The sequence below is a fragment of the Cocleimonas sp. KMM 6892 genome (assembly GCF_035798195.1).
GTDB classification, from domain to species: Bacteria; Pseudomonadota; Gammaproteobacteria; order Thiotrichales; family Thiotrichaceae; genus Cocleimonas; species Cocleimonas flava.
Map to the genome: position 1 here is coordinate 38,978 of NZ_JAPFBV010000001.1, position 16,789 is coordinate 55,766.

Sequence of the window (16,789 nt, forward strand, 5' to 3'; positions counted from 1 at the left end):
AATTATAGATTTCATTAGATGTTTATCTGACTATAAAAACATCTAAAAATAGGGGGCGGGGGATCTATTCAATACTTTGATTAAGTCACCCCCCTACTTATAGGCTGTTTTTTATTACTTACCCTTCAACTCCATCGCCAAACGATACAACTCATTCTTCTTTCTACCCGTTATCTTCGACGCTATTGCTGCCGCCTGTTTAACCGGTAATTCATCCAGCAATATGGTGAGTAATTCTTCGCTGGAGCTATTGATTGCTTCGCTGTCGGTTTCTTCTTCGTGTCCATCGACCATTAACACGAATTCACCTTTTTGATGCATTGGGTCTGCGTTTATCCAGTCCAGCAATCCTTCTAAATCTCCACGAAAAACCTGTTCGTACATTTTGGTTAATTCCCGCGCTAGTACGACTTTTCTCTCTGCACCAAAGATGGTGTGCATGGCTGCGATGGTGTCGTCGATTCTATGGCTGGATTCATAATACACCTGAGTGCGGGTTTCTTTGGCATTGGCTTGTAATGCTTTGTTTCTGCCAACTGATTTAGCCGGTAGAAAGCCTTCGAAGGTGAAGCGATCTGTAGGTAAGCCTGCGATTGAAAGTGCGGTGATTATTGCACTCGCGCCCGGGATGGGTTCGATGCGATATCCTTCTCCACCCAGATCATTTACCAAGTGATAACCAGGATCACTTATTAGCGGTGTGCCTGCGTCGCTGACGAGTGCGATATTTTCCCCGGCATCTAACCAGTTTTTGATCTGTGCGATTTTGTGTTGTTCATTGTGATCGTGCAGCGCTTGCAGATCGGCTTGAATGCCGAAATGCGTGAGTAATTTACGCGTATTTCGGGTGTCTTCGGCACAGACTTTATCGACCTTTTTTAAAGTCTCGATAGCGCGATGTGTAATATCACCCAGGTTACCAATGGGTGTCGCTACGATATATAAAATTCCGCTGTTCGTGTCTGTGTTTTTTGTTGTCATTAATGATATTCTTAGTTGATGTTGGCTAAATTTTGTACATTTCAAATAAATGCCAAACAAGAAATGTACACGCTAAAAAATACAAACTAAATAAAGCATATAAATGGGGATTTATTATGAAATGCAAACTGGCTAAAACCAAGAAACTGAGCTTGTTACCAGTCTCATTACTTTTTGCCGTTGTGGTTCTAGGAGGCTGTGCCTCGTTACCAAATATTGTACCGCAATTACCTTCACCCCGAGCTGATAATTACTCTTTACCTGCAGGTCAGGATATTGGTCGTGCGAATGCTTTTTTAACCCAAGGTAAAAAACGTGAAGCGGCAGCGGCTTATTTTGAAGCATCTAATAATTACCGCTCACCAGAGCGCGAAAGACTAATTTTACAAGCCGCTGAACTTGCAGCGGTATTGAAAGATACGCCACTTACACAACGCTATTTAGCCCCTGTAAATTACGCGAATTTAAACGCTGAGAACCAAGCCCGTTTTCGCTTTACTCAGGCACAGCTTGCGTTAAATGATAATAACTACCGCGAGACATTACGTATTCTGCCACAGCGTGTGAATACCTTGCCGATGGAGCTTGGCACTAAAATCTTGAATGCGCGTATGAGTGCGGCGCAATCGAGCGGTGACAAACTGGCATTGGTGCAAGAGTTAGTGCTGCAAGAGTCTAGCCTTAAAGAGCAACATCAGATTGATCTTAATCACGATCGTATCTGGAATCATGCGCAACAAATCCCTAATTTTCAGCTGGATGAAGGCATCGGTAGAATCAATCATCCTGTACTCAAAAGCTGGTTGACGCTGGCGAAGCTTGGAAAAATTTCAAAGAGCAATACTGCGAGTGCTAAGACGTCTCTGCGTGGTGATACGGCTAAATGGTTACAACAAAATCCGAATCACCCCGGTAAAAGTAAAGCGATTGAGTTGTTGAATGTTGTGCCATCAACGACGGTTACGCCCTACCAGACTGATGCCACAACAAACACAACGAATAGCACTGTTGCCGCTGCTAAACCAGGTCAATCAAGCAGCTCTAAAAAACAAATCGCGGTGCTTTTACCGTTAACCGGCAATCTTTCTGGAATCGGTAAAACCTTGTTGAGCGGGATTCAGGATGCGCACAAATTGAACCCTAACAACAGCGAATTAAAAGTGTTGAATACGGCAAGTGGCAGCATTGATGGCATTTACAGAACGGCATTAAATGGCGGCGCTCAAACGGTCATCGGGCCATTTATTAAACCTGCATTGAGCAGTTTATCGAGAAGCACGATTCCTGTGCCTACGATTGGCTTGAATTACGTTGAAGGCTTACAGAATACATCTGGCAATTTATACCAGTTTGGCTTATCACCCGAAGATGAAGCGAGACAGATTGTGGATTATGCGATGAGCAAAGGTTTACAACGCGTAGCTATCTTAACGCCAGATTCTGACTGGGGTAATCGCCTACACGATGCAATGCGCAGAGCGACGATTGAGAAACAAGGCAAGGTTGTGATGAGTGAAAGCTTCCGCAATAGCGCGATTAGCTATGCAAAACCCGCAGAGAGTATCGGCGCACGCGAAAACGAACTTGATGCGATTTTGGTGGCTGCATCTCCGACTCAAATCAGACGTTTATACCCTGATTTACGCCAGAAGATTCGCGCCTTGCCTGTTTACGCAACATCGCATGTATACAGCGGTTTGCCAGACACGGATAAAGACTCTGTTCTGGAAGGTTTAGTCTTCACCGAAACGCCTTGGGTACTGGATAGCGCAAGTCGTCAAAATTCTGCATCTAGCGCCTTCCCTCGTTTGTATGCGATGGGTATGGACGCTTACAAGCTTTCATCAAGTACTGAATCTCTTAAAGCCTACGGCAGTACTGTTAGTGGCAAGACAGGCACGATTAGCCTTGAGAAAGATGGCAGCTTCCATCGTAAATCCGGTTTAGCGCGATTCAATAAAGGCGTGGCGATGCCATTTGGCGGTTAGGTGTATCAATACACCACTAAGTCATTAATGACACGCTAATGCCGAAGCAGTTATCTTTATTTGCGAAACAGCTGGATAAGTTAAAGTCGCTAAAATCTGGTGCAACTAATCCTGCTAAAAAGCAACTGACGGCTAAACGCAAAAAAGGCAATCTGGCGGAAGAGATCGCTTGTGACTATTTGCTTAAAAAAGGGCTGATTCTCAAACAGCAGAATTTCAATACGCCTGCGGGTGAGGTTGATTTGATTATGCTTGATACTAGAACTAGCAATAATAGCAACTCCGATGAGACACTGGTTTTCATTGAAGTGCGTTATCGTAAAAATGCAGATTTTGGTGGAGCTGCCGCCAGCGTTACCCCTAAAAAACAGCAACGAATCATTAAAGCCGCCCTTGCCTATCAGCAGCAGAATGCGCCCCAATCGTCTTTGCGTTTTGACGTGGTTGCTATAGAAGGCGATAATATAAACGATAACCCGAAAATCGACTGGATAGAAAATGCTTTCAGTGGTTTTTGAATGTGAAAAATAAAACGTAGATAAATACGAAATCGATAAGCAAATAATGAACAGTAGCGTTAACTTTTATGAATAACTCGCGCATCGACTTCCTTAGGGAAGCGGCACCTTACATCCACAAACATCGTGGCAAAATTTTTGTCATCGCCTTTGCCGGTGAGGTTATCGAGAACGAGAAGTTTTCACAACTCATCAAAGATATTGCGATTCTGTCAGCGCTTGGCACTCAAATTGTTTTGGTTCACGGCGCACGTCCGCAAGTCGATAGACATCTTCAAGCACTCGATCATGATATTCAAGTGGTTGATGATATGCGCGTGACTGATAGCGTGACCTTGCAAACAGCCAAAGAAGCCATTGGCGCATTGCGCGTTGAGATAGAAAACCAGTTGAGCCATGCACTGAGCATGCCACCTGTGGTGAATGAAAGTCTGGGTGTGTTATCGGGTAATTTTATTACGGCACAACCGTTAGGAATTCATAACGGCACTGATTTTCAACACACCGGAACGGTAAGAAAAATCAACGCTAAGCTGATCAAACAATTAACCGCTGCAGGAAGCATCGTTTTATTGTCATCACTCGGTTTTTCACCGTCTGGAGAAGCGTTCAATCTACGCTATGAAGATGTGGCGAGTTTTGCCGCAAAGTCCTTACAGGCTGACAAACTGATCTTTATCCATGCGGATGCGGCAACCCCTACACTCGATATAGACTTGCAACAACTGGATAGTTTTATCGAAGCGAATCCGGAGCAAAGTCGTTTGCTCAACCACATTAAAGCCGCGATGAATGATGGCGTTGAACGCGTCCATCTGGTCAGCACCGAAACCAAAGATGGTTTGTTGTTAGAGATTTATACTCGCGATGGTATCGGCACCATGTTTAACGCCAGCCAGTATGAAAATATCCGTCAAGCAAAAATCGAAGACGTCAGCGGAATTATTGATGTGATCGAGCCGCTGGAATTAAAAGGTGCTTTGATCAAACGTTCTCGTGAACAGCTGGAACTAGAAATCGATAAATTCAGCGTCATAGAACGCGATGGAAAAATTATCGCCTGCGCAGCCTTATATTTAATCGCAAATACCAATATGGGCGAACTCGCCTGCCTTGCCGTTCACCCAGATTATAAAGGTGGAGAACGTGGCGACAGACTGCTGAAGCGCATTAGTCAGGAAGCGATGAATCGAAAACTCAGTCAGTTGCTGGTTTTGACAACCCAATCTATCGACTGGTTTAAAGAGCGTGGGTTTAAACCCGGCGAGGTTGAAGACTTACCTGATCAGAAAAAGGCTCTGTATAATTTTCAGCGAAAGTCGAAGATTCTATTGAAAGAATTGTTGATTAAAACCTGATACTCGCCTTTCTTTAATATATTTAAATAAAGCCACCCTTGCTTATCGGCACTTTTTAATGGAGTAACGTGAAAATGACTACTAAAGACATTTTTAACTTCATCCAGATTTCTGATGTTATCAGCACGTCAGGCCAACCTACCCCTTTCGAATTCGAAGTTATTGCGGATGCCGGTTTTCAGCACGTAATAAATCTTGCCATGCATGATTCAGATAATGCCTTACCCGAGGAAGGTAGTTATGTAGCAGAAGCAGGAATGAACTACTTTCACATTCCAGTCCCGTTTGATGCCCCAACGATAGATCATCTCCAATTATTTCTAAAGCAAATGCGTATTTTAGAAGGCGACAAAGTCTGGGTACATTGCGCGTTAAATCACAGAATTTCTGCTTTTATGCAACATTACCAACGCAGCGTAATGCATCGAACTGAGGATGAGATTATCCCAATGGTATCCAGTTGGGAGCCTAGTGAAGTTTGGAGAAAGTTTTTGATACTTGATTTAGACTGATCAATTAATAAAAAAGTGCCTATATACACGCAAAGTTCTAGTATCTCCTTTCGGTCGAGCCATAACTGAGCTTTTACATAAATTCGTTCTAACGTTTTAAAAAACAAAACGAGAACTCATTCAAGTAGTGGGGTGACTTAATTTTAGTCACCCCCCTACTTTTATGAGGTTTTTCCATTCTTTAAATGAAAACCTCACCCTTCGGGCCGTCGTCATTGCATTCCAACGTTGTCTCAGCTGCGCCTGGCTAGGCTCTTTTTTCGCTCTAGCTAATGAATACTAACTAAGGTTAGCTTTCAAAAACTCAGTCGTTCTCTTCCATGCAGTTGCAGCATCTTCAGCGTCATAACGCGCACCTGTTGGATTAGCGAAAGCGTGATTAGCGTCGTACCAATTGACTGATAACGAATCCTTCTTGCCTGCTTTTTCCATTTCAGCTTCGAAGCCTCCGACCATTTCTTTATTGATGTTTTGATCTTGAGTACCAAAGTGACCAAGTACCGGGCCTTTTAGTGATTTAAGTTGATCTGCTTTTTGGGTGACATAACCGTAGTAAACGATGGTTGCATCAACAGGTGTTGCGATTGATGCATTCACAGACCAACCGCCACCGAAGCACCAACCCATGGTGCCCACTTTGCCATTAGATTGTTTGTGATTTTTGAGATAATCAACCCAACCGACCAGTGTTTCTGTTGCCTTGTCTTTATCAACGGCTGACATTAATGCTTTCGCTGATGGCGCATCCGTTCCGACTTTGCCGCCATATAAATCGACTGCCAAAGCGACATAACCTATTTCTGCCAATTCGGCAGCGACCGCTTTGATTTGATCATTTAAACCCCACCACTCATGAATCAATAAGACTGTGGGTGCTTTTTCTGCTTTGGGTAACGCGATTACCGCACTGACTTCTGTGCCATCTGCTAGTTTAATCGATACGTTATCGAGCTTTGCTGCAGCTGCCTGAGAGAGCTCAGGAAAGGCCAGCACTGATGCCAAAGGTAAACTCGCTAATCCTTTTAAGAATAAACGCCTGTCTTCTGGTTTTATTTTTATTTCTGGTAGATGACTCTGATCACCACACCCGTCTAAATCACACATTTACAATCTCCCGTATTTATTCAATGAATTAATCAATTTTTGTTAACTGCAAATATCTTCTTCTATTAAGAATTCTAGTACAGAGTTGAGAAATTAATACGTAAATATGAAAGTTTGACTGCAAAAAAAGGGGCTATAAGTAGGGGGGTGTGTTTGAATAAAAGCAGAACGTGAGCGCCCTGCTTTTATTCGGGCACTATTGCATGCCTTGAAAAATTATTTTCTATTAACTTGATGAAGCTAAAAACTCAGCAATTGCCTTAATTTCTTCATCAGTAACAGCTGCCATAATGCCTTTCATGACTGCTGATTGACCATTACTGCGCACGCCGCTTTTAATATCTTTCATCTGTTGTTCTGTGTATTCCTTGCTTTGACCTACAACCTTTGGATACGCAGGCGCAATTGGGCTCTTACCGTCAGCACCATGACATGCCAGACAACCTTTAGACGCATATAAAGCCTCTCCATCAGCGGCGAACACACTCGGACTCATAACAAGCATTAAGGTAGTTGCTAATAATATTTTTTTTGACATTGTTGATCACTCCAAAGTGGGTTTAGTTTAAGTTCTTTGTACATCTTAGTGCGACTCCACTATAAAAGCCTTGAGGTATATCAAGCGCTCATTCGGCTGAAACTGGAACGTTGATTTTTAATTTTCCGGCTTTTTCAAATTCCAGAGTAACTAAGACCTCCCCATCTTGTTTGATCACATCATGGTTAATATTCATAAACATTAAATGATATGACATCGGTTTTAATATCAACTGAGCCCCTGGCTCGAATACATAATCTTCGACATGATTCATTTTTGCCATGCCATCTATGATCTCTGACTTATGTAGCATAATCATGCCTGCATCAGAACTGATGTTGATGAGGGTATCCTGAACATTTCCAGTATTTTCAATAACGCCATACGCCGCAGCGCTTGTTGCAACAGGGGGAGGTAAAATCACACGCAGCTGCAGTGTAGAAATAGTAGAACTATTGTCTGCCAATACATTTACCGTACAGCTTACGAAAAAAAATAACCAAAAAAATCTTTTGATCGCATCTATCATTCGCGTATTTTTATTCATTGATTAACATCCTTATTTTATGCGCAAAGTCATCTCTGGGGGTTCCTGTGTATTCCAGGCTTCTGGTGTAACCCTCCTTATCTATAAGGTAGAGCACAACAGTGTGTGAAAAGAGTGACGCTTTTTCATTTGTGTCGCTGGTTTTTTGTGGGGTTGTTCTTCTGATTTCTTTGGTGGCAACTTTGCCTTCAGAAAGATCACTATATTCGGCTTTATACAACGATGTTATGTGTTTGATTTGTTCATTTGAACCTGACAAACCGATAAAATCTTTATTGAAAAATTGAACAAATGCTTTTAAATGCTCAGGGGTATCATAATCAGGATCAATCGTTACAAAGATAAAACGACTCTGTTCTTGTTCTTCTTTTGATAAGTTACTGTAAAGCTTTTTCAAATAGCCCAAGGTAAACGGACAGATATCGGCGCAATTGGTATACCCAAAGGCCAGTACAACCGTTTTGCCTTTATAGTCTGCAAACGTTACGTTGTTGCCATCACTATCTACAGCCGTAAAATCCCCACCTACACCACTTAAAATGGGTAAGCTCATTTGATTGGCCAACGATATTTGAGAGATGCCAAATATCATTAGAGCCATGACTAAATTTTTGATTATCTTTAACATACCAAGCCCATCCATGGAGCGGTTACAGGAAGTAGATGTTCTTCAGTGATTGAGATTACTTCCCATGATTGATCGGTTTTAATGTGTACTTTAATTTCTTGATGAATTCGGGCAATTACTGGCTTACCTTTCGGGCTAGTGCCTTTCCATTCGAGGATAAGATCAATAACAAAAGTATTTGATTCATTGTCTTGATTTTTAATATCTAGAGAACGTAGTAGGTGACCACCCTTTGCAAGGAGTTGCCTTCTTTTTTCTAATATTGAAGGTATCGAGTCTTCTGAATGATCCGACCCCATATTCAGTGAATATGTCGCTTTATCTAACCACGCTGATGCATTCATTGTGGGTTTTAATATTTTCACGCCATCAATATAGGCTAACCATGCATAGGTAAACTCCCTCACCTTGTAATGCGAGCGATTGTATTGATATGTATTTGCCTTTTTTGTATCTACAGTTTCTGTATCTGTGCTTTGTATCGTTTCACTTTTATTTCTGCTTATGGTTTTTATCAGAGGCTGATTTTCCTTAAGTAGAAAATCGTTTTTAAACACAAAGGTTTCATCGAGTAATTGCGTCTGCAATTGATTTTTCACGCTATGTATAATTTTTGATTTAACGTTGAACTGATAACCATTGTCGTTTTCAAGTTTTAGCAAGTCAGTACTAGTGATCAGTATTTGAGAAATATTCTTAGGGTATTGAGACCGATAATCACTCCATTGATCTCCAGTATTTTTAGTGTTGAAACTAGATTGTCTATCTTCAGCCTGATTATCAGTAATCAAACTTCCGTACCAATTCATAATCACCGCGGCGATGGTATTTAGTGACGTACTATATTCGCTACGATCTTCTATTTTAGTGGGAGCTGCATGAGCAACTCCCGCTAAAACTTGAGGAATAAATAGTGGCATAAAGAGTGACAAAAAGAGTGCCATAAAGGTAATGATGCTTGTTAATTTCATGGCTATTTCCTATCAATCTAAGCTGCTATTAAACAATAGGACCTGCTTTTTGTACCTGCTCCATCAGATCATTATTCCATTCACCTTCAACAGACACATGACCTAAGGCGCCCAACATAACCGCTTCAATTAAGTTGTGGTTTACATAGGCATAAACACCGGGCTGCTTGAAGGTATACATTGCTGCACCTGCTTCACCACCAAGAATCGACCATGTTTCTCTGTCTACTGTTGGTGTGTTATTAAACGAGCCACCTGGCCAGACCAGATCACCATGTCCGCCAATCAAATGGATACGTGTATCTTCATTGGCTTGCGAATGAAGGAATAAAACAGTCTCTCCAACTTTTGCTGTCATCGCGTTATCGCCAGTTAACGCACCGACTTTGCCATTAAACGTAATATGCGTTGGATTCAATCCTTCCATAATTTTCAATGTATCTCCCATTGCTGCTATTGGAGAACTGTAACGCTTATATTTACCTGTCTTATCATCAAAAGGAACGTACCAACCCTGTTCACCGATATAATAAACTTTGTCGTAGGTAACTGATTTACCGTGATTATCTTTCAAACCATCGCGAGGTAATACTAAAAGTGCGCCGTACATTCCTGTTACTACATGATAAGGAATCATGATGCCACCAGGTGCACAGTGATAAACAAATACGCCTGGTCTATCACATTTAATACGAAGAATTGTTTGCTGACCTGGTGCAACGTGAGTTAACCCACCTCCACCTAATGCTCCCGTTGAAGCATGGAAGTCAATATTATGTGTCATCGTATTGGTTAGAGGATTTCTAAGCGTTAACTCAAGATAGTCACCTTCATGAACAACCATCATTGGCCCAGGGTTTGTACCATTGAATGTCATTGCCTGAACAAATACTCCTGGCTTTATTTCAATCTCTTTTTCTTCGATATCCATCACCACCTGAACCACTTTTGGTCCACCTTTAGCGACTTGGTCGTGCTCAGGTAAAAACGGAGGGTTTACAAGTTTTTGAGAAACTCTCTCCAAATCTTTAACATTTGCTTCTACACCGATTTCACCAATTTTGGTGGGTGCTTCTGCAACAGCAGAAGAGCTAGTTACTAGGGCCGCTGATGTAGCAGCAATCGCGGAAAGTAAAAAATCTCTCCTTTTCATTTGCATCATTTGTTTCACTTTATACTCCAATAAGTTTGTATGTCTGAATTCAGGAGTAGTATGAGGTTAAAAGAAGGAGCACCTCCTTGATGTAAATCAACGGCTCCTCTTTATAAGTTGATAAATATCAAACTATAGAGATTAACGGAAAGATGATTGGAAGCATTCTTATTGAATATGAAGTTGCTGTTTTAAATCTTCGCACACAATACAAATGTAGCTTCTGGTTTGATCACTCGACCTGCATCAAGTCAAAAGGACTATATTTAGACAAACAGTTTTGTTAAGGAGGTAAAGAGGTTAAAAGACGATAGTTAAATTAAAGATTTCATTAATTTCTATTAAATAAATAACATTTCTCTTAGTTTAGACGGATCTTTAACAAGGATATGTTCATCATATACTTCTATTAATTCATCTTGTGAAAGGCTTTTCAGAGTACGTGAAAATGTTTCAGGGGTGACTGAAATTCTGGAAGCAATGATACGTTTAGGCGCACCTAACATTACTTTGGTTTCTTCAACACTTCCATGCGGAATATCTTCAAGTAAATAACTGATCAAACGATAAGATGCATTGTGCAGGCTTAAGCGCTCCATTTCATTCATCAACCAATGCAAGCGAGCACTTAATCGGCCAATGACTTTGAGACAGGCTTCGGATGAATTGCTCAACACCTGTATATATTTTTCAGCATTGATACGAAGTACTTTGGCATTACTCAACGCTTTTGCATTAACGGGATAGCCTTCCATGCCGTTTAAAATAATCACTTCCGCGAATGTATTGCCAGGATTGATGATATCGACGACTTTCTGCGTTCCTTCAAATGACAATAAGCTTATCTTGATCTTGCCTTCAACCAGCAAGAAAAATTCGGTTGCCGGTTGCTTTTGTGAAAACAGAATTTCACCGGCACTCAATTCACAGACAGAAGTCCCCTGCAAGATCGTCGCAAAATCGCCTTCTTCAATATCCATAAACAGGTAATTGCTTCGCATCGCTTCTTTGTATTCAGGGTTTAAAACTTGCATTGCTATCCTTCGATTGATTATTCATTTTATAGCGACCATTTAAGCCTCTCAGTGCTATCAAAAGAGTATACCGAATCACTGCATAGTTGTAATAACTTGATCAACATCAAGGTCATCCTTATTTCATCACTAATATCCAAACTCGTAAGCCATGAAGCGCACAGTTTTGTTGCTTATTTTTAGATTGCATTTTCAATTACGTTTTCAAATTAAGAGCAAGTGCTGACGGAGACTTTTCATGATCTTTTCTACTAGCTGAAATCATTCATCGATCGTAGCCTTAAAAAAGTGCCTCAAAGGTGGGGGGTGCCTTTACACATTCCGGAATGAATTAACAACAGTGCCTTTGTTCGTAGCAAAGAATATTCACTGCCGAATTGATTTTTATCAATTAACTTTTATTAGCTATAGATCACTTGATGCACATCAAGGCTAGCCGAGTCCTATGTGGATACAGTCGCGGCAACTATTAATGGACTGGAGTGTATATTGCTATGAGAGAGACCTTTACAAAAGGTATGGCTCGCAACATTTATTATGGAGGAGGGGTTTTCTTCTTCCTGGTACTTATTGGATTAACCGTGGATACGGTGAGAGGCCTACCAAAAACCGATAATTCACAGAACCTTACCGAGGAAGTCGCAGCGGGTAAGAGATTGTGGGAAATAAATAACTGCATTGGATGCCACACTTTATTGGGAGAAGGCGCTTACTTTGCACCTGAACTGGGTAATGTTTACACCCGATTTGGCGAAAGCACTGATGCAATCAAAGGCTTTATTATGAGCCGTCCTAAAGATGGTATTCCGGGTCGACGCAGCATGCCGCAATTCAACTTTACTCCTGATGAGTTAGAAGAAATTGCGCAGTTTCTTAAGTACGTTGATGGCATTAAAGTCGCCAGAGACTGGCCACCAAATAAAGAAGGGTAAGGGAGAAATTACATGAAATATCAATCACAATCCATAGCAAAGCTGTATTTTATTGCCGCTATTGGACTCTTCGTGGGACAAATCCTTTTTGGTGTCACGCTGGGTCTTCAATATGTCATCGGTGATTTCCTATTCCCCGAGATTCCTTTTAACGTGGCACGTATGGTTCACACCAACCTATTAATCGTTTGGCTTCTGTTTGGCTTTATGGGTTCGGCTTATTATCTGGTTCCTGAAGAATCAGAGCGTGAGCTTTACGCCCCTTGGCTGGCCAAGTTAATGTTCTGGATATTCTTAATCGCTGGCGCGTTAACCATTCTTGGTTACTTGATGGTGCCTTATGCAACCTTGGCAGAAATCACCATGAATGATTTATTGCCAACCATGGGACGAGAGTTTTTAGAGCAACCAACTATTACTAAAATAGGCATCGTTATTGTTGCACTGGCTTTCTTGTTCAATATCGGCATGACCATTCTTACTGGTCGTAAAACCGTTATCTCGCTGGTTTTATTGACGGGCTTAATTGGTCTTGCAGTGTTCTTCCTGTTCTCATTCTACAACCCAGACAACGTGGTTATGGATAAGTACTTCTGGTGGTTTGTGGTACATCTATGGGTAGAAGGTGTGTGGGAGTTGATCATGGCTGCAATGCTGGCTTATGTATTGATTAAGGTTACAGGTGTTGACCGCGAAGTTATCGAAAAATGGTTATACATCATTATCGCGATGGCATTGATCTCTGGGCTAATCGGTACAGGTCATCACTTCTTCTGGATTGGTGCACCGGATTACTGGCAGTGGTTGGGTTCTATATTCTCTGCAATCGAGCCAATTCCATTCTTCATGATGACTTTATTTGCTTTCAATGTGGTGAATAAAAGACGCCGCGACCATCCAAATAAAGCAGCGGTATTATGGGCACTCGGTACAGCGGTTATGGCATTCCTTGGCGCTGGTGTTTGGGGCTTCCTACACACACTTGCACCGGTTAACTTTTACACTCATGGTACTCAAATCACAGCGGCTCATGGCCACATGGCGTTCTACGGTGCTTATGTAATGGTAATTTTAACCATGATCTCTTACTCAATGCCATTAATGCGCGGTAAACAGGCAGGCAATGCAAGAGCTCAGGTTATTGAAATGTGGTCATTCTGGTTGATGACTGTAGCGATGGTGTTTATCACCCTATTCCTTACAGGTGCTGGTATCTTGCAGGTTTATTTACAGCGATATTCAGATACACCATTAGGTTTTATGGCAACTCAGGACAAGCTCGAGATATTCTATTGGGCACGTGAAGGAGCTGGCGTTATCTTCCTCATTGGCTTATTCCTTTATATCTACAGTTTCTTTGCGAAAGGTGAAGACGTTGTGATGCCTGAAGCTGCAGTGGCTAGTTAACAGATTCTGTTAATGTGTCTTTAAAAAATACCGCTTCTAAAGCGGTATTTTTTTAGTCACGAACTCTGTCCAATTAAACGATCAAAATACTTAAAAGGAAAATGAGCGATGATGAAATCTGAAACATCCAAAAACAATGAGCAACAGCTCAAAAATGCATCGAATGCTGCCCTCGCCTCTTTGTTAAATTTAACGATTTTACCCGTCATTAGTTTTATCGCGTTGTTGTTTATTTATAAGAAAACACAACCCGGAAACATAGATCATTATCATGCAGTTCTTGGCATAAAAATAAACATTACAGCAGCGCTGGCATTATTTTTAGTCAGCACATTGATGATAATGCTGGGTGGTTTTCATTCGCCCTGGACGTGGGTGTATGTAATCACTTATTTCACCATTGTACATACGATATTTATCGTTTTTGCGATCTGGGCATTAGTACGATCATGGTCTGGAGACAAACTAAGGTCTAAACACAATTAGTTAATACTAAAAGCCACCCCCCACCTTTGGGGCACTTTTTTTATTAGGCGAATCGTTATTCATCACTTGATGATCATCAAGGCATTAGCCACTAATCATCATTACAGTTAAGTCATTAAAATTAGAATAGAAATACTGTGAATACTGCAATTATCGAACAAGAACCAAAGCTACTTCCCGGCGATTTAGCCATCTGGTTTTTTATATTTATGGAACTGCTGGTTTTCGGCATTGCTTTTATTAGTTATGCCGTAGTTCGTGTACAAAATGAGGATATGTTTAATCAATTCCAGTTAACGCTGAATACCGAATTAGGCGCGATTAACACTATTGTATTGATAACTTCCAGCTACTTTGTCGTACGTGCTGTGCATACGATTAAAAATCACGGTGATTATATTGGCTGTTCACGATGGCTATATGCTGCAGTAGCAGGTGGTGGTGTATTTCTCGTTTTAAAATCTTTCGAATACTACGACAAGTTTTCAGCAGGCATTAGCCTCAGTACAAATACGTTTTACATGTTTTATCTATCACTAACGATGTTCCACTTTTTGCACGTCATCCTCGGCATGATTATCTTGCTGGCAATTGCGATAAAAGCGCAACGCGGAGGCTATAGCGCAAGTAATCACATCGGTGTTGAATCCGGTGCTTCCTATTGGCACATGGTGGATTTGGTCTGGATTATTTTATTCCCCCTTGTCTATGTAATGCGCTAGTGAGCAATCGATTATGAGAAGTTATTTCAACATTCACACCATCTGGATTGCATTGATATTACTCACGCTTTCCACTTACGCCATGGGAGCACTTGGTTTTAGCGGACTTCCTATTGTGATTGTGCTGTTACTCACCGCTGCAATTAAAGGCGTATTGATCATCAGTGAATTTATGGAGTTGCGTGGCGTTTCTTTGTTATGGCGAGTCATTATGTATGGCTGGCTATGGACCGTAATTATTGTGATCGCGATTACTTACGCTATCACTATTTAGCTTAAATATTTATCAACTCAAACAGGCACCATTACATGAGTAATATCCCTTTTTATCAAAGCCAGAACAATGAAGTTGAATTGTTTGGTCACGCTTACAACAACCAGCTCCCACTATTGATCAAGGGACCAACTGGCTGTGGTAAAACGCGTTTTATTCAGCACATGGCAGCCAAATTAAACCGCCCACTTTATACCGTTGCCTGTCATGATGACCTTACAGCAGCAGACCTTGTTGGTAGACATTTAATTGGTGATGGCGAAACCTATTGGCAAGATGGCCCACTGACTAAAGCAGTTCGGGAAGGTGCTATTTGTTATCTGGATGAAGTGGTTGAAGCGCGTAAAGATACGACTGTTGTGCTTCACCCTCTCACTGATGATCGTCGCATTTTACCTATCGAACGTACTGGTGAAGTGCTGACTGCCTCACCAGAATTTATGCTGGTTGTTTCTTATAACCCTGGTTACCAAAATCTGCTAAAAGGGATGAAACCCTCAACACGCCAGCGCTTTATCTCCATGCGGTTTGATTACCCAGATATTGAAACCGAAACCACTATCGTCCAGCAAGAAGCAGCGATTGATAAAGATACCGCCATCCAGTTGATCGAATTGGCGCACGCTTTGCGTGTATTGAAAGATCATGATCTGGAAGAGTCTGCATCTACCCGTTTATTGGTTTATGCGGCTACCTTAATAAAGTCCGGATTTGATCCCATCGATGCTTGCCGCGCTGCAATTATTGAGCCTTTGAGTGATGATGAAGAAACGGTTGAAGCGTTGATGGAAGTAGTCAGAGCTAAAATTGTGCCAACGAATTATGTACGAACCAAGAAAGTCGTATAGGTTGCAAATCGATGAAATCACAAAACACCAAGGTCGCTAGCGAGTTTATCGCAATAGAGCCAAGACAAGCCGAAGATCATGCGGGCACTATTGCTGAAGCATTCTTCATTGCGAATCTGCTGTTTGTGGGCATTTTTTATGTTCTGCTTTGGGGCTTATATTTTATGGCCTACAAGAATGCATCTGCCGTGAGTAAACACCACCTTAAACAAACGTTAATCGCGAGCAGCGTGAGTACATCTATCGCAATATTACTCAATATTATTATTCTGCTAACGACAGGATATGCTTCAGCGACTGCGCTTATTTTAGCGGAAGTGTATCTGATGGTCGTTGTTCCTGCTTTTTTGATTGCAGGTATTCTTGGGTTTACCAAAGCGGTTCAGGGATTGGACTTTACTTTCCCCTTAATTGGCCGTTTTGCTGCGAGAGCACAAACCTAATGAATAAGCTTGTCACACATTATTCTAAAAAAACGGCCCCGCGAAGCATAAATTCTATTTACGTTTTAAAACAACAAAAACGTAATATCATTCATAAGTGGGGGGGTGCCTTTGCTTGCTTAGAGGTTGATATAACATGAGAGAGCTGAGCTGCACCCATTGTGGCAAAACCCTATCTGCTGATGATAAATACTGTCCTCATTGCGGTATGCCGTTAGCCCCCAATCAGAGAAAGACGCCACAAGGTAAATTCATACTCTGGTTTATCGCCATCGTGATTTTCTGTGCGCTAATGATTTACCTTCTGCCCTTTTTAGGCTCAACAAGATTTCCGGGGCGATAACT

20 protein-coding genes are annotated in these 16,789 nt (G+C 41.5%); 12 read left to right on the plus strand and 8 right to left on the minus strand.

The genetic code is table 11. The annotated features are described in order from the left end of the window. Window positions 1-114: 114 nt before the first annotated feature. Window positions 115-981: a 16S rRNA (cytidine(1402)-2'-O)-methyltransferase gene (gene rsmI, locus OO007_RS00170; RefSeq protein WP_325807144.1), complete on the minus strand. Its 867-nt coding sequence runs from the start codon at window positions 979-981 to the stop codon at window positions 115-117. A 116-nt stretch (window positions 982-1,097) separates the two neighbouring features. On the opposite strand from rsmI, the gene OO007_RS00175 reads away from it, so the two are divergent. The 4 genes from OO007_RS00175 (at window position 1,098) to OO007_RS00190 (ending at window position 5,357) form a co-directional block, all read left to right on the plus strand. Then, window positions 1,098-2,969 (plus strand): penicillin-binding protein activator, encoded by a 1,872-nt coding sequence (locus OO007_RS00175; RefSeq protein WP_325807146.1) that lies wholly within the window; start codon window positions 1,098-1,100, stop codon window positions 2,967-2,969. A 38-nt stretch (window positions 2,970-3,007) separates the two neighbouring features. Beyond that, complete coding sequence (locus tag OO007_RS00180; protein WP_325807147.1) at window positions 3,008-3,487, plus strand: YraN family protein; 480 nt, start codon at window positions 3,008-3,010, stop codon at window positions 3,485-3,487. A gap of 68 nt (window positions 3,488-3,555) precedes the next feature. After that, entirely contained in the window at window positions 3,556-4,845 is a 1,290-nt protein-coding gene (argA, locus tag OO007_RS00185) for an amino-acid N-acetyltransferase (protein ID WP_325807149.1), read from the plus strand. Window positions 4,846-4,919: 74 nt separating this feature from the next. Beyond that, complete coding sequence (locus OO007_RS00190; protein ID WP_325807151.1) at window positions 4,920-5,357, plus strand: protein tyrosine phosphatase family protein; 438 nt, start codon at window positions 4,920-4,922, stop codon at window positions 5,355-5,357. A 279-nt stretch (window positions 5,358-5,636) separates the two neighbouring features. Here OO007_RS00190 and OO007_RS00195 read toward each other — a convergent pair whose 3' ends face one another. The 7 genes from OO007_RS00195 to OO007_RS00225 form a co-directional block, all read right to left on the minus strand. Then, a complete protein-coding gene (locus OO007_RS00195; protein ID WP_325807153.1) occupies window positions 5,637-6,461 on the minus strand; it encodes a dienelactone hydrolase family protein in 825 nt (274 codons plus the stop codon). A gap of 226 nt (window positions 6,462-6,687) precedes the next feature. Then, complete coding sequence (locus tag OO007_RS00200; protein ID WP_325807154.1) at window positions 6,688-6,999, minus strand: c-type cytochrome; 312 nt, start codon at window positions 6,997-6,999, stop codon at window positions 6,688-6,690. 88 nt (window positions 7,000-7,087) lie between these two features. Then, window positions 7,088-7,546 (minus strand): copper chaperone PCu(A)C, encoded by a 459-nt coding sequence (locus tag OO007_RS00205; protein ID WP_325807155.1) that lies wholly within the window; start codon window positions 7,544-7,546, stop codon window positions 7,088-7,090. Further along, the gene (locus OO007_RS00210; protein WP_325807156.1) at window positions 7,539-8,174 is read right to left on the minus strand and encodes an SCO family protein; all 636 of its coding nucleotides are present in this window, start codon (window positions 8,172-8,174) and stop codon (window positions 7,539-7,541) included. Before OO007_RS00210 ends, OO007_RS00205 begins: the two co-directional genes overlap by 8 nt. Continuing rightward, complete coding sequence (locus tag OO007_RS00215) at window positions 8,168-9,145, minus strand: hypothetical protein (RefSeq protein WP_325807157.1); 978 nt, start codon at window positions 9,143-9,145, stop codon at window positions 8,168-8,170. Before OO007_RS00215 ends, OO007_RS00210 begins: the two co-directional genes overlap by 7 nt. A gap of 28 nt (window positions 9,146-9,173) precedes the next feature. Then, the gene (nirK, locus tag OO007_RS00220) at window positions 9,174-10,307 is read right to left on the minus strand and encodes a copper-containing nitrite reductase (RefSeq protein WP_325807158.1); all 1,134 of its coding nucleotides are present in this window, start codon (window positions 10,305-10,307) and stop codon (window positions 9,174-9,176) included. Between the two features lie 332 nt (window positions 10,308-10,639). Beyond that, entirely contained in the window at window positions 10,640-11,332 is a 693-nt protein-coding gene (locus tag OO007_RS00225; RefSeq protein WP_325807160.1) for a Crp/Fnr family transcriptional regulator, read from the minus strand. A gap of 494 nt (window positions 11,333-11,826) precedes the next feature. On the opposite strand from OO007_RS00225, the gene OO007_RS00230 reads away from it, so the two are divergent. From OO007_RS00230 to OO007_RS00265, 8 genes are all read left to right on the plus strand, one after another. Beyond that, a complete protein-coding gene (locus OO007_RS00230) occupies window positions 11,827-12,264 on the plus strand; it encodes a c-type cytochrome (RefSeq protein ID WP_131904040.1) in 438 nt (145 codons plus the stop codon). Window positions 12,265-12,276: 12 nt separating this feature from the next. Next, window positions 12,277-13,671: a cbb3-type cytochrome c oxidase subunit I gene (locus OO007_RS00235; protein WP_131904041.1), complete on the plus strand. Its 1,395-nt coding sequence runs from the start codon at window positions 12,277-12,279 to the stop codon at window positions 13,669-13,671. Between the two features lie 108 nt (window positions 13,672-13,779). Beyond that, on the plus strand, window positions 13,780-14,157 hold the full coding sequence (locus tag OO007_RS00240) for a hypothetical protein (RefSeq protein WP_325807163.1): 378 nt from the start codon (window positions 13,780-13,782) through the stop codon (window positions 14,155-14,157). A gap of 137 nt (window positions 14,158-14,294) precedes the next feature. Next, the gene (locus OO007_RS00245) at window positions 14,295-14,879 is read left to right on the plus strand and encodes a cytochrome c oxidase subunit 3 family protein (protein WP_325807164.1); all 585 of its coding nucleotides are present in this window, start codon (window positions 14,295-14,297) and stop codon (window positions 14,877-14,879) included. Window positions 14,880-14,892: 13 nt separating this feature from the next. Continuing rightward, window positions 14,893-15,153: a cytochrome C oxidase subunit IV family protein gene (locus OO007_RS00250; protein ID WP_131904043.1), complete on the plus strand. Its 261-nt coding sequence runs from the start codon at window positions 14,893-14,895 to the stop codon at window positions 15,151-15,153. Between the two features lie 35 nt (window positions 15,154-15,188). Continuing rightward, window positions 15,189-16,001, plus strand: a complete 813-nt coding sequence (locus OO007_RS00255) for a CbbQ/NirQ/NorQ/GpvN family protein (protein WP_325807166.1) — start codon at window positions 15,189-15,191, stop codon at window positions 15,999-16,001. Between the two features lie 11 nt (window positions 16,002-16,012). Next, on the plus strand, window positions 16,013-16,444 hold the full coding sequence (locus OO007_RS00260; RefSeq protein ID WP_325807167.1) for a hypothetical protein: 432 nt from the start codon (window positions 16,013-16,015) through the stop codon (window positions 16,442-16,444). A gap of 136 nt (window positions 16,445-16,580) precedes the next feature. After that, window positions 16,581-16,787 (plus strand): zinc-ribbon domain-containing protein, encoded by a 207-nt coding sequence (locus tag OO007_RS00265; RefSeq protein ID WP_325807168.1) that lies wholly within the window; start codon window positions 16,581-16,583, stop codon window positions 16,785-16,787. Window positions 16,788-16,789: the final 2 nt, after the last annotated feature.

Excerpts from the sequence above, each read along its gene's own strand:
- rsmI (WP_325807144.1), bottom strand. The coding sequence starts at position 981 with ATGACAACAAAAAACACAGACACGAACAGCGGAATTTTATATATCGTA.
- OO007_RS00175 (WP_325807146.1), top strand. The coding sequence starts at position 1,098 with ATGAAATGCAAACTGGCTAAAACCAAGAAACTGAGCTTGTTACCAGTC.
- OO007_RS00180 (WP_325807147.1), top strand. The coding sequence starts at position 3,008 with ATGCCGAAGCAGTTATCTTTATTTGCGAAACAGCTGGATAAGTTAAAG.
- argA (WP_325807149.1), top strand. The coding sequence starts at position 3,556 with ATGAATAACTCGCGCATCGACTTCCTTAGGGAAGCGGCACCTTACATC.
- OO007_RS00190 (WP_325807151.1), top strand. The coding sequence starts at position 4,920 with ATGACTACTAAAGACATTTTTAACTTCATCCAGATTTCTGATGTTATC.
- OO007_RS00195 (WP_325807153.1), bottom strand. The coding sequence starts at position 6,461 with ATGTGTGATTTAGACGGGTGTGGTGATCAGAGTCATCTACCAGAAATA.
- OO007_RS00200 (WP_325807154.1), bottom strand. The coding sequence starts at position 6,999 with ATGTCAAAAAAAATATTATTAGCAACTACCTTAATGCTTGTTATGAGT.
- OO007_RS00205 (WP_325807155.1), bottom strand. The coding sequence starts at position 7,546 with ATGAATAAAAATACGCGAATGATAGATGCGATCAAAAGATTTTTTTGG.
- OO007_RS00210 (WP_325807156.1), bottom strand. The coding sequence starts at position 8,174 with ATGTTAAAGATAATCAAAAATTTAGTCATGGCTCTAATGATATTTGGC.
- OO007_RS00215 (WP_325807157.1), bottom strand. The coding sequence starts at position 9,145 with ATGAAATTAACAAGCATCATTACCTTTATGGCACTCTTTTTGTCACTC.
- nirK (WP_325807158.1), bottom strand. The coding sequence starts at position 10,307 with ATGATGCAAATGAAAAGGAGAGATTTTTTACTTTCCGCGATTGCTGCT.
- OO007_RS00225 (WP_325807160.1), bottom strand. The coding sequence starts at position 11,332 with ATGCAAGTTTTAAACCCTGAATACAAAGAAGCGATGCGAAGCAATTAC.
- OO007_RS00230 (WP_131904040.1), top strand. The coding sequence starts at position 11,827 with ATGAGAGAGACCTTTACAAAAGGTATGGCTCGCAACATTTATTATGGA.
- OO007_RS00235 (WP_131904041.1), top strand. The coding sequence starts at position 12,277 with ATGAAATATCAATCACAATCCATAGCAAAGCTGTATTTTATTGCCGCT.
- OO007_RS00240 (WP_325807163.1), top strand. The coding sequence starts at position 13,780 with ATGATGAAATCTGAAACATCCAAAAACAATGAGCAACAGCTCAAAAAT.
- OO007_RS00250 (WP_131904043.1), top strand. The coding sequence starts at position 14,893 with ATGAGAAGTTATTTCAACATTCACACCATCTGGATTGCATTGATATTA.
- OO007_RS00255 (WP_325807166.1), top strand. The coding sequence starts at position 15,189 with ATGAGTAATATCCCTTTTTATCAAAGCCAGAACAATGAAGTTGAATTG.
- OO007_RS00260 (WP_325807167.1), top strand. The coding sequence starts at position 16,013 with ATGAAATCACAAAACACCAAGGTCGCTAGCGAGTTTATCGCAATAGAG.
- OO007_RS00265 (WP_325807168.1), top strand. The coding sequence starts at position 16,581 with ATGAGAGAGCTGAGCTGCACCCATTGTGGCAAAACCCTATCTGCTGAT.